The organism is Arthrobacter sp. MYb213, assembly GCF_002979915.1.
Taxonomy (GTDB): domain Bacteria; phylum Actinomycetota; class Actinomycetes; order Actinomycetales; family Micrococcaceae; genus Glutamicibacter.
This window is the reverse complement of sequence record NZ_PCQA01000002.1, coordinates 297,770-312,568: the sequence shown is the minus strand read 5'-3', so window position 1 is coordinate 312,568 and position 14,799 is coordinate 297,770. Positions and strand designations below refer to the sequence as shown.

At 54.9% G+C, this 14,799-nt stretch carries 5 protein-coding genes; all 5 read left to right on the top strand.

All coding sequences use genetic code 11. From position 1 onward, the window contains the following. The first annotated feature begins 655 nt into the window (after positions 1 to 655). Positions 656 to 4,162: a DNA-directed RNA polymerase subunit beta gene (gene rpoB, locus CQ011_RS05790; protein WP_105675534.1), complete on the top strand. Its 3,507-nt coding sequence runs from the start codon at positions 656 to 658 to the stop codon at positions 4,160 to 4,162. Positions 4,163 to 4,270: 108 nt separating this feature from the next. After that, entirely contained in the window at positions 4,271 to 8,161 is a 3,891-nt protein-coding gene (locus tag CQ011_RS05785; RefSeq protein ID WP_105675532.1) for a DNA-directed RNA polymerase subunit beta', read from the top strand. A 969-nt stretch (positions 8,162 to 9,130) separates the two neighbouring features. Continuing rightward, positions 9,131 to 10,891, top strand: a complete 1,761-nt coding sequence (locus CQ011_RS05780) for an SIR2 family protein (RefSeq protein ID WP_105675530.1) — start codon at positions 9,131 to 9,133, stop codon at positions 10,889 to 10,891. Beyond that, positions 10,891 to 11,463, top strand: a complete 573-nt coding sequence (locus CQ011_RS05775; RefSeq protein ID WP_105675528.1) for a hypothetical protein — start codon at positions 10,891 to 10,893, stop codon at positions 11,461 to 11,463. Before CQ011_RS05780 ends, CQ011_RS05775 begins: the two co-directional genes overlap by 1 nt. Then, entirely contained in the window at positions 11,438 to 13,864 is a 2,427-nt protein-coding gene (locus CQ011_RS05770) for an AAA family ATPase (RefSeq protein ID WP_105675526.1), read from the top strand. The genes CQ011_RS05775 and CQ011_RS05770 overlap by 26 nt, the downstream gene beginning before the upstream one ends. Positions 13,865 to 14,799 lie beyond the last annotated feature (935 nt).

The window sequence follows — 14,799 nt, the reverse complement described above, 5'->3', positions numbered from 1 at the left end:
CCGCGCGCAGGAGCGTAGCGAATGAAAAAGACTCCAAATAGTGCGCGAGTATGCGAGCGCTAAACCTTGTTGGGGCGTTGACTCAATAAGAATCTCGCAGGGTACGGAAGAGCTATTGATGGCTCGTCGCGAAGTTGGGATGAGCAGGAGCCGGAAACCAAAAAAGATTTCGAGATAATTACTGCGCATTAGCTGACGCGAAGGTTCTTAGAGGCAAAGACGATGAATTATTGCCACTGTGAGTAACTGCACACCGGCGATAGGTTCCAATAATTCTTATTTCGCTACGGGGGAGTGAAGGTGCGCCGCAAGTATTCGCTTAGAAAGCTATTTTTGTCCTCTCACATGGGTGAACGTGAGCGAAATTTGCGTTTGAAAGAGAATCTGGGTATCGCTGGTGACAGCCGTGTAAGGCAGAAATGTGCCTGAAATCCGGACGCTTCGAAAAGTAGCAAGAAACTATAGCATGAATTTCTCTCGCGGATATCGACAAGCTTAAAATACTCCGGTAGAGTAGAAATTTGCGCCATACCTGTTTGCGCGCGTGGCCTTCATATAGCGGTGGGTTCGCGTTGTCACACGAGGGCTTGTCCTATGACAGGCACCTTAGCACGGTTGGCGTTCGGAAACCTGACGGTCTTTGGAAGGATCCATCTTGGTCGCCTCGAGCAACCCTAACAACCAAACCGCTAGTTCGGCTCGCGATGCTGCATACGCTGGCCGACTTTCTTTTGCAAAGATTAACGAACCCCTTGAAGTGCCAAACCTGTTGGCATTGCAGACTGAGAGCTTTGACCGCCTCATCGGTAATGACCTGTGGAAGGCTCGCCTAGCCAAGGCCGAAGCCGCTGGTGACACCAGCGTGCCGGCTGTCTCGGGTCTGGCTGAAATCTTCGAGGAAATCTCCCCGATTGAAGACTTCCAGGACACCATGTCCTTGAGCTTCTCCGATCCGGAATTCGCTGATCCTAAGTACTCGATCGCAGAGTGCAAGGATCGCGACGCCACTTACTCGGCACCGCTGTACGTCAAGGCCGAATTCATGAACAATGAAACCGGCGAAATCAAGCAGCAGACCGTATTCATGGGCGATTTCCCACTGATGTCTGACAAGGGCACCTTCGTCATCAACGGCACCGAGCGTGTCGTTGTGTCGCAGCTGGTCCGTTCCCCAGGTGCGTACTTCGAGTCCACTCCTGACAAGACCAGTGACAAGACCATCTACTCCTCGCGCATCATTCCTTCGCGTGGTGCATGGTTCGAACTCGAAATCGACAAGCGCGACCAGGTTGGTGTGCGTTTGGACCGTAAGCGTAAGCAGTCGGTCACCGTGTTGCTCAAGGCCTTTGGCTGGAGCGAAGAAAAGATCCTCTCCGAATTCGGTCAGTACGATTCGATTCGTGCCACCTTGGAGAAGGATAACGTCAAGGATCAGAACGAAGCTTTGCTCGATATCTACCGCAAGCTTCGCCCAGGCGAGCCACCAACGGTGGACGCTGCACAGGGTCTGCTGCGCAACATGTACTTCGAGCCAAAGCGCTACGACCTGGCAAAGGTTGGTCGTTACAAGATCAACCGCAAGCTTGGTGTAGAGGTTCCGGTTGACGCCGAGAGCCCATCGGTGCTGTCTCAGGACGACATCATTGCAATGATCCGTTACCTCGTCGCGTTGCACGCAGGCGAGAAGACCATCTCCGGTACCCGCAAGGGCGAGATCGTCGACGTACCGGTCAACGTAGATGACATCGACCACTTCGGTAACCGTCGTATCCGCGCCGTGGGCGAGCTGATCGAGAACCAGATCCGCACCGGCCTTTCCCGTATGGAGCGTGTTGTGCGTGAGCGCATGACCACTCAGGACGTGGAAGCGATCACCCCGCAGACGCTGATCAACATCCGCCCTGTGGTAGCTGCAATCAAGGAGTTCTTCGGTACTTCGCAGCTCTCGCAGTTCATGGACCAGAACAACCCACTCGCCGGCCTGACCCACAAGCGTCGCTTGTCGGCTCTGGGCCCAGGTGGTCTGTCCCGTGACCGCGCAGGCATGGAAGTTCGAGACGTTCACCCGTCCCACTACGGACGTATGTGCCCAATTGAAACTCCCGAAGGTCCAAACATTGGTCTGATCGGTTCGTTGGCTACCTACGGACGTATCAACTCCTTCGGCTTCATCGAAACTCCTTACCGCCGTGTTAAGGACAACGTTGTTTCCAACGAGGTTGACTACCTGACCGCAGATGACGAGCTTCAGCACTTCATCGCACAGGCTAACGCTCCACTGGCAGAAGACGGACGCTTCCTTGAAGAGACCGTACTAGTTCGTGAAAAGGGCGGTGGCGGCGAGCCCGTTATCGTTGAGCCTGCCGAAGTGACCTACATGGACGTTTCGCCTCGCCAGATGGTTTCCGTTGCAACCGCACTGATTCCATTCCTCGAGCACGACGATGCTAACCGCGCACTGATGGGCGCCAACATGCAGCGCCAGGCTGTGCCGCTGTTGGCTTCGGAGTCACCACTGGTTGGTACCGGCATGGAGAAGTTCGCCGCGGTTGACGCCGGCGATTCCATCGTTGCACTGAAGCCAGGTGTTGTCACCGAGGTTTCCGCAGACCTGGTTGTTGTCATGAATGATGATGGCACCGAGTCGATGTACCCAATCATGAAGTTCTCCCGCTCGAACCAGGGCAACGCGTACAACCAGCGCGTTCTGGTTAACGAAGGTGACCGTCTGGAATTCCAGTCGATCATCGCCGACGGTCCGTCGACCGACAAGGGTGAGCTTGCCTTGGGTAAGAACCTGCTCGTGGCATTCATGTCATGGGAAGGTCACAACTTCGAGGATGCGATCATTCTTTCGCAGCGCATGATCTTTGAAGACGTGCTGACCTCGATTCACATCGAAGAGCATGAAGTTGATGCCCGCGACACCAAGCTTGGTGCCGAGGAAATCACTCGTGACATCCCGAACGTCTCCGAGGACATCCTGTCCCAGCTTGATGACCGCGGCATCGTCTACATCGGTGCTGAAGTTGAAGCCGGCGACGTGCTGGTAGGCCGTGTTACCCCTAAGGGTGAAACCGAGCTGACCCCAGAAGAGCGTCTGTTGCGCGCCATCTTCGGTGAGAAGTCCCGCGAAGTTCGCGATACTTCGCTGAAGGTTCCGCACGGCGAGTCGGGCACCGTCATTGGCGTTCGTATCTTCGATCGCGACAACGATGATGACCTTTCCCCTGGTGTAAACCAGCTGGTTCGCGTGTACGTGGCACAGAAGCGCAAGATCACCAATGGTGACAAGCTTGCCGGTCGTCACGGTAACAAGGGTGTTATCTCCAAGATTCTGCCACTTGAGGACATGCCGTTCCTCGAAGACGGAACCCCACTGGATATCATCTTGAACCCACTGGGTGTGCCAGGCCGTATGAACGTCGGTCAGGTTATGGAAATCCACCTCGCGTGGGCTGCCAAGCAGGGCTGGAACATCGAAAACGAGCCAGCTTGGGTGAAGGATCTGCCTAACCTGCCTCGTCAGTCCGGACCGACCACCGTGTCGACCCCGGTATTCGATGGTGCCTCGGAAGAGGAAATCCGCGGAATCTTGGATTCAACGAACCTCACTCGTGATGGCGAGCGTCTAATCGGTAACACCGGTAAGACCCGCTTGTTCGATGGTCGTTCCGGCGAGCCTTTCCCGGACCCGGTTTCCGTTGGTTACATGTACATCTTGAAGCTTCACCACTTGGTGGACGACAAGATTCACGCACGTTCCACCGGTCCATACTCCATGATTACCCAGCAGCCACTTGGTGGTAAGGCCCAGTTCGGTGGCCAGCGCTTCGGTGAGATGGAAGTTTGGGCGCTGGAAGCTTACGGCGCCGCTTACACCCTGCAGGAACTTCTGACCATCAAGTCAGATGATATCCACGGACGTGTAAAGGTCTACGAAGCCATCGTCAAGGGCGAGAACGTTCCGGAACCAGGCGTTCCAGAGTCGTTCAAGGTGCTCATCAAGGAAATGCAGTCGTTGTGCTTGAACGTTGAGGTACTTGGTACCGACGGCAACACGATCGAAATGCGCGAATCGGACGAGGAATCGTTCCGTGCGGCGGAAGAGCTTGGCATCGACCTTTCCCGGTCAGAGCCAAACTCCGTAGAGGAGGTCTAGGCTTGATCGCTGCCTCAGGAGGCCAGCTGGCCCAGCGAGCGTAGCGAGAAACCAAGACTTACTTATTCGTATCGACTTCAGACACCAAAGAAGAGAGAAAAGGACCCTATGTCCAACGATTCCTCATTCGGCCTCATGCGCATTGGCCTTGCATCCGCAGAAGAAATTCGCGGTTGGAGCTACGGCGAGGTCAAGAAGCCGGAAACCATTAACTACCGCACCCTAAAGCCGGAGAAGGACGGTCTTTTCTGCGAAAAGATCTTCGGTCCTTCCCGCGACTGGGAATGCTACTGCGGTAAGTACAAGCGCGTGCGCTTCAAGGGCATCATCTGTGAGCGTTGTGGCGTCGAGGTGACCCGCGCTAACGTTCGTCGTGAGCGCATGGGACACATCGAGCTTGCAGCTCCAGTGACCCACATCTGGTACTTCAAGGGCGTTCCATCGCGCTTGGGTTACCTGTTGGATCTTGCTCCGAAGGACCTTGAAAAGGTCATATACTTCGCTGCATACATGATCACCTCGGTAAACGAGGACCGTCGCCACGCCGAATTGCCTAACCTGCAGGCCCAGCATGATCTGGAACTGCGCAACCTGGCTAATAACGCTGAAGCAGACAAGAAGGCTATTGCCGCTGAGCTCGAAACCGAGCTTGAGCGCATGGAAGCCGACGGTGCTAAGGGCGCCGAGCTGAACAAGGCTCGCACCCTGGCAGAGAAGACCGTGCTCCAGATCGACAAGCGTTCAAAGGCTGAAGCCGAACGTCTGCGTGCCGTCTGGGAACGCTTCAAGGGCCTGAAGGTCGCCGACCTCGAAGGCGACGAAGGCCTGTACCGCACCATGCGTGAAAAGTACGGACTGTTCTTTGAAGGCTCCATGGGTGCCGAGGCAATCCAGAAGCGCCTGCAGAACTTCGACCTTGCGGCCGAAGCTGAACTGCTCAAGAAGATCATCGACGAAGGCAAGGGCCAGAAGAAGGCTCGTGCACTGAAGCGCCTGAAGGTTGTTAACGCCTTCTTGGTCAACGAGAACTCGCCTGAGGGCATGGTTCTGGATGCAGTTCCGGTGATCCCACCAGAGCTTCGTCCAATGGTTCAGCTCGACGGTGGCCGTTTCGCTACCTCGGACCTGAACGACCTGTACCGTCGCGTGATCAACCGTAACAACCGACTGAAGCGTCTGCTTGATCTTGGTGCTCCCGAGATCATCGTGAACAACGAAAAGCGTATGCTCCAGGAAGCTGTTGACTCCCTGTTCGACAACGGTCGTCGTGGCCGTCCGGTCACCGGACCGGGTAACCGCCCACTGAAGTCTTTGAGCGATATGCTCAAGGGCAAGCAGGGTCGTTTCCGTCAGAACCTGTTGGGTAAGCGTGTTGACTACTCGGGCCGTTCGGTCATCGTTGTTGGTCCGCAGCTGAAGCTGCACCAGTGTGGTCTGCCTAAGCAGATGGCTCTGGAGCTCTTCAAGCCGTTCGTGATGAAGCGCCTGGTTGACCTCAACCACGCACAGAACATCAAGAGCGCTAAGCGTATGGTCGAGCGTTACCGTCCACAGGTTTGGGATGTTCTCGAAGAGATCATCACCGAGCACCCGGTACTGCTTAACCGTGCACCTACCCTGCACCGTTTGGGCATCCAGGCGTTCGAACCACAGCTGGTTGAAGGTAAGGCTTTGCAGCTGCACCCACTGGTTTGTGCTGCCTTCAACGCCGACTTCGACGGTGACCAGATGGCAGTTCACCTGCCGCTGAGCCCAGAAGCACAGGCCGAAGCTCGCATCTTGATGTTGTCCTCGCACAACATTTTGAAGCCTTCGGATGGTCGCCCGGTTGCTCTTCCTTCACAGGATATGATCATCGGTCTGCACCACTTGACCACCAAGCGTGCCAACGAAGCTGGCGCAGGACGCACCTTCACCTCGGTTGCCGAAGCCATCATGGCAATGGACCTACGTGAACTGCACCTGAACGCACCGATCAAGATTCGTGTTCCGAACTTCGTTCCTTCTGACGAGCAGCCTGCTCCAGAAGGTTGGGAGCCAGGTACCGAAGCACTTCTGGAGACCTCGCTGGGTCAGGTGTTGTTCAACGACACCCTGCCAGCGGATTACCCATGGGTGGCACAGGTTGCCGGCAAGGATGCACTCTCGGAGATCGTTAACGATCTTGCAGAGCGCTACCCGAAGATCGCCGTGGCAGAAACCTTGGATAACCTAAAGGATTCCGGTTTCTACTGGGCAACCCGCTCGGGCGTCACCGTGGCCATCTCGGACATTACCTCGAATATGGACAAGGCAGCCATCTTGGCTCCTTACGAGGTTCGTGCCGCGAAGGTTCAGGCTTCGTTCGATAAGGGCTTGATCGCCGATACCGAGCGTCGTCAGGACCTGATCGACATCTGGACCAAGGCTACCGATGAGGTTGCCGAGGCGATGAAGAACGGTATGGAAGAGCTGAACACCATTAACCGTATGGTGACCTCCAAGGCTCGTGGTAACTACCTGCAATTGCGTCAGATTGCCGGTATCCGTGGCCTGGTGTCCAACCCTAAGGGTGAAATTATTCCTCGCCCGATTAAGTCTTCGTACCGCGAAGGCCTGTCGGTTTTGGAGTACTTCATTGCTACTCACGGTGCCCGTAAGGGTCTGGCCGATACCGCGTTGAAGACCGCTAACTCCGGTTACTTGACCCGTCGTCTGGTGGACGTTTCGCAGGATGTCATCGTGCGCGAAGAAGACTGTGGCACTCGCCGCGGTTTGACCGTGCCGATCGCCAACAACTCCGTTGGTGTGCGCATGATGCACGAAACCGTCGAGAACTCGGCGTACACCCGTACGCTGGCTACCGACGCCAAGGATGCAGACGGCAAGGTTCTGGCTGAAGCCGGTTCCGACGTGGGCGACGTGCTCATCGATCAGCTGTACGCAGCCGGTGTTGATGAGATCCGCGTTCGCTCCGTGCTGACCTGTGATTCTGCCGTTGGTACCTGTGCACTGTGCTACGGTCGCTCGCTGGCCAGCGGTAAGACCGTTGACATCGGTGAGGCCGTGGGCATTATCGCCGCACAGTCCATCGGTGAGCCTGGTACCCAGTTGACCATGCGTACCTTCCACACCGGTGGTGTTGCATCGGCTGACGATATTACCCAGGGTCTGCCTCGTATCCAGGAGCTCTTCGAAGCCCGTACCCCTAAGGGTGTGGCTCCGATGTCCGAGGTCACCGGTCGCGTGTCGATCGAGGACGACGAGAAGCAGCTACGTGTTGTAGTCACTCCAGACAACGGCGACGAGAAGCAGGCCTACCCGGTTCTGCGTCGTTCACGCCTGTTGGTTGAAGAGGGCGAAAACATCGTTGCCGGTACACAGCTGACCAGCGGTACCTTGGATCCGAAGCAGGTTCTTCGAGTCTTGGGCCCACGTGAAGCACAGAAGTTCCTGGTCCGCGAGGTCCAGGACGTGTACCAGTCACAGGGTGTAGGCATCCACGATAAGCACGTGGAAGTTATCGTCCGTCAGATGCTACGTCGCGTCACCGTCATTGAGTCCGGCGAAACTGAATTGCTGCCAGGCGAGTTGGCTGACCGTTCGCGCTTCACTGCTGCGAACAAGAAAGCCGTCACCGAAGGTAAGCGTCCAGCTGCCGGTCGTGACGAAATGATGGGTATTACCAAGGCATCGCTTGCCACCGATTCATGGCTCTCGGCTGCTTCCTTCCAGGAAACCACCCGCGTGCTGACTCAGGCTGCGATGGAAGGTAAGGAAGATCCACTGTTGGGTCTGAAGGAGAACGTGATCATCGGTAAGTTGATCCCAGCCGGTACCGGCCTGGATCGCTACACCCAGATCAACGTTGAGCCAACCGACGAAGCAAAGGCAACTTTGTTCACCGGTTCCTCGGCATTCTCCTCGGGTCTGTACGACGATGCTCTGGAAGGCAATCTTTCGCCAGAATTCCAGGCCATCTCGATGGATGACTACGACCACGGTTCAGACTTCCGCTAAACACGGAAGCGCTGACACCGCAAGGTAGTTGACCCAATGCCTGCCCGCACATTGTGCGGGCAGGCATTGGGCATTTAACACGCATAGTTCTTGTGATCTGGAACCGGGGGACAAGTGCAGTGCTGGACGCAAAAAAACAGTAGATGAATCATCTGGGAGAGAGTTCATCTAGCTATTCTCAAGCCAAAATGGCCAGGGCCTATAGCCGGCAGAGGCGCACTATGCCGCGAGATTCAGGTACTTTTCCATCTGCCAGGAATGCGGCGCTCAACTAAGCGCGGTAGCGTGATCACTACCCAAACCGTTCGATGAGGCTGGGGGGGCAAGGGTGGCCTGATCGCTTAGATAGAGACGTAGCATCATAAGTTCAGCAATGGCTGGGCTCAAGATCAAAGGTGGGCCAGCACGGCTGTTCATTTGCAATCTCTTAGGACTGAGAAATGAATGAATTCGCGGAGTAAGGAATGCATGATTGCGTTGTATCAATCTGCTTGAATCCAGAGCGCCTGCTGGGTGGAGACTGCTGGAAGTATAAGTCCGACTGGATCGGTAGTGCCCGGGACTCAACCGTGAATCTAGACCATCTGGCGGACATGCCCTAGCAACACCATCACGTTACCAGGGGCACTGCGAACTGCGGTTGGCATCTTCCTCGTAGCGGACTTCAACATCCGGGTATCTGCTTTATGTATCGCGCGATAACTCCAAGACGATGGCCGATAGAAATTTGGGTCGGAGCTTCATGCGAATCATGGAAATTCTTAGCAAATGGCGCGTTATCAAAAACGCTGGATTTCAAACGACACCTTTCTGATCCAGAAAACGACAGATTGAGCGACAAAGGTAATGAGACACGCCAGGCTTCCCCGCACCTACAACTTGTGGCAGAGCATGGCAATATAGCCTTGAGGCAATTGGGCATTCTTCGTTGTCCGTACAGAGCGGAGTATCTACGAGTGAGGGGGACGAATGACGGGAAGTCCGGCGCGCACAGTAGCGGCTGTTCTTGAGAAGTTCACATCCACATTCTCAGCCTTCAGTACCGCATTTAGCGAGGGACAGTACGTCCTTTGGCTGGGTTCAGGCATCTCGCGCGATAGAGTGAAGAACGTCGCTGAATTGCTCAGTAGCGTAGTCGAGCACCTTAGAGCAAACATCGAACCCAGCAACAACGACTGTGAGTACCGAACGGCGCTCATTGAGGTGCTGAACATCGCGTCGTTGGGTGGTGAGGAGAAGGACAGCCTCGACTTTACAACGGAATTCAAGATTTGGCCCTTGCACGATCGAATTGTCGCGTCACTGATAACGAACTACGCGAAAGTTCTCGATGTGCCGGTGGGCGACTTGAAGCCTGACGACTACCTCGTGTGGACTGCGCTCGATGTTCCCAACACTTACGGGGCACCCAACCTTGTCCCGGACGTCGAACACTATTGTATCGCGATTCTAATGTTGGAAGGCGTGGTCTCATCAGCAGTTACAGCGAACTGGGATGGGCTTCTTGAGAAAGCATTGGCTGAACTGACACCGGCTTTTGAATCTCGAGTTCGTGTGGCTGTGACGCCTGAGGACTTCCGTAACACGGGACCATTGATCGAGGTCATTAAATTCCATGGCTGCGCCGTTCGCGCCCGAGATAGTCAGAACGAGTACCGGCGACTCCTAGTCGCGCGCGAGTCGCAGATTTCGCGTTGGACGGAGCAGCCCGAAAATCGATCGATGCGTAAGCACCTTGAAGTGCTCTATTCAGATCGATTGACGTTGATGCTTGGGCTGTCGGCACAAGACGCGAATCTCCACACCGTGTTTGCCAGCGCTATTCAGGATCTAGAACGACCATGGCCTGTGTCCCCACCTCCTGTCGTTCTCAGTGAGGAACGACTAGAGGCATACCATCGTAGTCTGCTCAAAATCACTTATGGATCCAACCACCCAGGCAACGCCAGTGCGATCGCTGAGTCTGCCCTTCTAGGAGCTTATAGTAAGCCCACCTTACTCGCCTTAGTGCTCGCCTCGCTGACGGAGAAGCTCTGCGTCTGGATCCAGTTTGATGTTCAAAACCCATGGAATTCGACGGCAGTTCGCCAATTGCAAGATGACCTCCGTAATCTCAGGGACTTTATAGCTACACTCGCGGATCCTGCTCTTCCTGAGGCCGCTGAGTATGTGGAGCGTCTGGCGCACCAACGTCTTTTTGCCGCTCGGATCGTTGATGTTGTCAACTTCGCGCTAACAGTGTTTCGGACGGGACGGATTCCAGCTCCGGAAAATGGGCGCTATGAGCCTTTGTCTGTTCGCCCAGCTGCTCAAGCACTCTTGGAGCCAGATTTTCCGGCACAGCAGTTTGGCAGACTCGGCGTTGCGTTGTCGTTGATAGGTAGAGGCCTGGTTTCGGGATTATGGTCAGTTTCTCCAGGAGGCAGTCGCCTACCGCAGAACGGAGTCATGCGTTTGGTAACGTCAGATAGAGACACCCGGGTGTTCTTCGTAAAGGACAGCGGCGCATTGACACAGCTTGAGATGAATGGCTCGTTTGATGTAGACGACTCTGAAATGCTGATTATCATGGCGGACGAGGAGCCGCCCTCTCAAACTCGGTCGCCGAGGGGACGCTTTGGACGGGGCAGCAAACCTGGGCCAAGCCGTTTCAGCGTTGCATCCGGTGTAGCTGAGACGAAGTCGGCCGATGATCTTTATGAAGCGTTCAAACTTGCAGGAGGATTCTGATGGCAAATATTTCGGATGCCCTCAACATCTTGGAAAATGCTGGTTTCGAGAAACTTCCAAAGCCACTAACGGTCGTTGGTACGGAGTTCGACTTCGAAGCGGCAGCTCGCGGGACTGGTACGTCGCACGACCTTGTGCTAATCGCGACGGATCAAGTCCCTATAAGACGACTGCAGCGTCTTGTGGCTGGTTTGGCACGGTCTCTTGACCGCGTCGCATCGCGCCGACCCATCAGTCTCGTTCTATTGGGGGCTGTCGATGCACACGAGAGGGTCGCGCTTGAACATTACGCCCGTGTTCTCTCAGTTGAATCCCAATCACCCAGTGTCTCGGAAATCCACGCGGCGATGGCGGTTCTGCTCCCGTTGAAATTGCCGAACGCTGATCTTGTTCATGGTAGCGATCCGGTGAATGAAGTAATGAATACCCTCGGCATTTCGAAAAACAGCTCAGATCACATCATGTTCATTAAGGCTGCTGCCGATGGTGCAGCTGCGGTACGTGAAAAACTGCGACTCTACGTGAACGCCGGAGTTGAGTGGCACGATGATTTGGAGACCGACAATGCGTGATGTTCCGATTCGTCGACTTATAGTTTCTGACTTCCGACGTATCGAGGGAAAACGCGAGTTCCCTCTCGATGCGCCAGTAGTTCTCATTCACGGACCGAATGGAACGGGGAAAACTAGCGTTCTATCTGCGTTGGAGATTGCACTAACTGGAGAAATCCGGAGTATGGAACGTCATTCGGATAATTACCGCGCGCATCTCCCGTTTCTCGGACAGCCGTATGCGAAGGCGCGGGCCGAGGTTTCGCCGGAGATGCAAAGAGGCATGCCAGAGGACACAATAACGGTGAGCGGGTCTCGGATAGAAGGAACTCCGGCCCTGAGCGACGAAGCTGCGAAGTTCTACACCGAACGGTGCTATTTGGATCAATCTTCGCTTGGTCGTCTTCTGGATCTATATCAAGCCAGGGAAGGCAACGAGCAGACCGCACTCGAGAAGTTCGTGAATGAACTTCTCGGACTAGAGAAGCTAGACGCAATCCTTACCGGGCTCAGCGATGCGAACGACTTCAGATTACTCAAGAAACTTGCAGCTGGCGTTGACGAGGCTGATCGTGAAGCGAGAGCGGCAACCGCAAATCTGAAGAAGGAGACCGATTCGCTAAGCAACGTCCGCGCGAAGGTCGCCAGTGCCCGGCAAGCCATGCAAAGCGCGCTCAGAGATCTCGATAATGAGCCGGTCGACACCGATATGGATCTTCTACAACGTGTACAGCGTACCCTCAAAGATGACACGACCTCCGTCGAACTTGCAGACGCAGAACAGCTCTATCGGGAGCTAATAGAGTTGAGCGGTCGCATCATGGGATTGGCCGAACGTCCTTCATCTCAACGGATCGAAGATGCGCGCACGGCCTATGCCTCTGCGAATGCGGCTGCGGAAGATTGGGTGCGTTCTTACAAGGCGAAGATCGACGCCTGGGATGAGAAAGCCCAAGCGGTCGGGGTTGATCTTCGCTCCGTTCCAAGCACTGCTGTCATGCACGCCGCACACCTAATAGTGAAAGAACTAGATGCTGGAGACGAGGTTGAGGCGAAGGCTACAACTGTTCGCAGCGAATTGGCTGCCAATCGGGCCAGGTTAGACGAGCTTCAGATACGGCTCGCCGCTGCACACGAGAATTCAAGTGCGCTCGTTGAGGGGTTGACAGCACTTCGAAACGTAGTCGTCGCAAGCAACATATGCCCGGTCTGTGATCGAGATTTTTCAGAGGTTCATAGGCACAGTCTTCGCGCGCATGCGGATGCGAAGCTAGACGAACTAACAAGTCATGGACGGCTTCTCGTGAAATTGCGCGCCGAGCGTGACGCACTTGCGGCACAGGTTTCTCGTCTGGAAGTCGAATACAGTCGGTTGATCAGGCAGACCCTCTCCTCCGAACAACGACAGCTGCTTCAGCAGCGCCACTCGACAGTATTACAGCTGGCCTCTGAAGCCGCAGGCATTGGAATAGCGAAGTCCAATCGCGAAGCGCTCACTGAGCGTGTTCGTGATCTTCAGTCGGCCCTGCTTGATCTTGAGGCCGTGACTTCTGAAGACACTCACGTAAGTAATGAGGTCGACAGATACGCGACCCTCCTCAACTTCACAGCAGAATCAACCTTCGATTCGCTTCAGTCAGTATGCGCCGAACTTCTTCAAGCGGCCAAAGTAAAGGTCGCTGGCCTGACGGATAAGGTCAACCGCTACGAGAACGTAAAAGACGAGGCGAAGGGATTGGCAGCGGTTCTGGGACACGAACGGGCCGTCCTTAGGAGTGTTTCTGAAATGGCCGAACATAAGAAGATTTGGGATGACAGAATCGCCGAGGCGAAGCGACGCCAGGGTATCGCAAGAGAAGTTCGTGAGGCGGCAACGCAAACCCGGACGGACATCGTCCACCGAGTCTTCACTGAATCTCTCAATGAGGTTTGGAAGACAGTCTTCACAAGACTTGCCCCAAACGAAGGATTTATACCTAGTTTCGGCATGCCCAGCGCGACGAAGAAGACTTTTGACATCAAGCTGGAGACGACTCACCGAAGTGGTGAGCCAGGTGGTCCACCCCAGATGATGCTCTCCGCTGGGAATTTGAACACGGCTGCACTATCGTTGTTTCTCGCTCTCCACCTTGCCGTGCAACCAGTCGTACCTTGCTTGGTCTTTGATGACCCAGTTCAGGCAATGGACGAAGTGCACGTTGCGCAGTTCGCTGGACTCATCCGTCTACTATCCAAGCAGAATGGCAGGCAAATCATTATCGCTGTTCATGAGCGAGAACTGTTTGATTATCTTGCCTTAGAGCTCAGTCCGGCATATGCAGGTGACGAATTGATTACCATCGAGCTTGGTGAGCGTGCGCACGAAGCGGACCAAGGCATCAAACGCCACACCTGGGTTCCAGATGAAGCCATAGTAGGGTAAGCCAAATACCCCGCTTCGTTCTCGCGTCTCATGAAACGAAAAGAGTACAGCTATTGTGAGTGCCTCCCGAAAAAATTCCATCTGCGGGTTCGTCGGCACCTGTGAGGGGAGAGACGGAGATCGGACTAACAAGCCCGAACGCGCCGAGCCCGATGTCAGGGCGCTACTCCGGCAGTTCACTATTTTTGACTCATGAGGTAGCCGGATAGCACGGCTGGTCTAGGGGGGGGGCAACGACGCGAGGTCCGTGGAGCCGTGACTATGGGGAAACTGGAGCTCTGGTGGGCGAATGCTATCCGTAAAGGGTTTCACCGCAGTCTTAGCATTCCCCATATATACCCTTTCCTTACGTTTTGTACTCGAAACACTCGAACACCATGCCGAGTGAGTTCTGGCACTTCGAATTTTCCTTAGCATTGTGATAGCCAAGGAATTATTTGATGACGTTCGCGACGTCCGCGAACTGTGGCGAATATGCGCAGCATGCTTTGCTGAGTTGTTCGTGAGAAACGGATATCTCGGGACCAATTCACGACTTCGGAGAATGGTGTGCATTGGGTTGTGCGCTCGCTCAAAGTCTGACGGCAGAATGTAAAAGGTGCGCGTGTGGACACAACAACAATCGATAACTCGCATCTTTACTCAGATCACATTCAATGTCGAACGGCTAACGCCGTCTATAAACACAACGGAACGGATGTTCCGCAATCCAAACCAAAGAAACCAATGAACATGTAGCCCGATATTTGACAGGTCATCGCAGTGATCTCGGTTACTGGAACAGGTGGCTCGGCGGATTAATGCTAGACTGAAAGCAATTGTTTTAGGTGTGGCAAAATGGACTCAGTCCGGGTTGCGGGCAGGTTGCGCAACAAATGCCACACTTTCGCACGCCTAGGGGTATTTTCCCCGTGGCTGTAAAGCAAGCAGCTAGC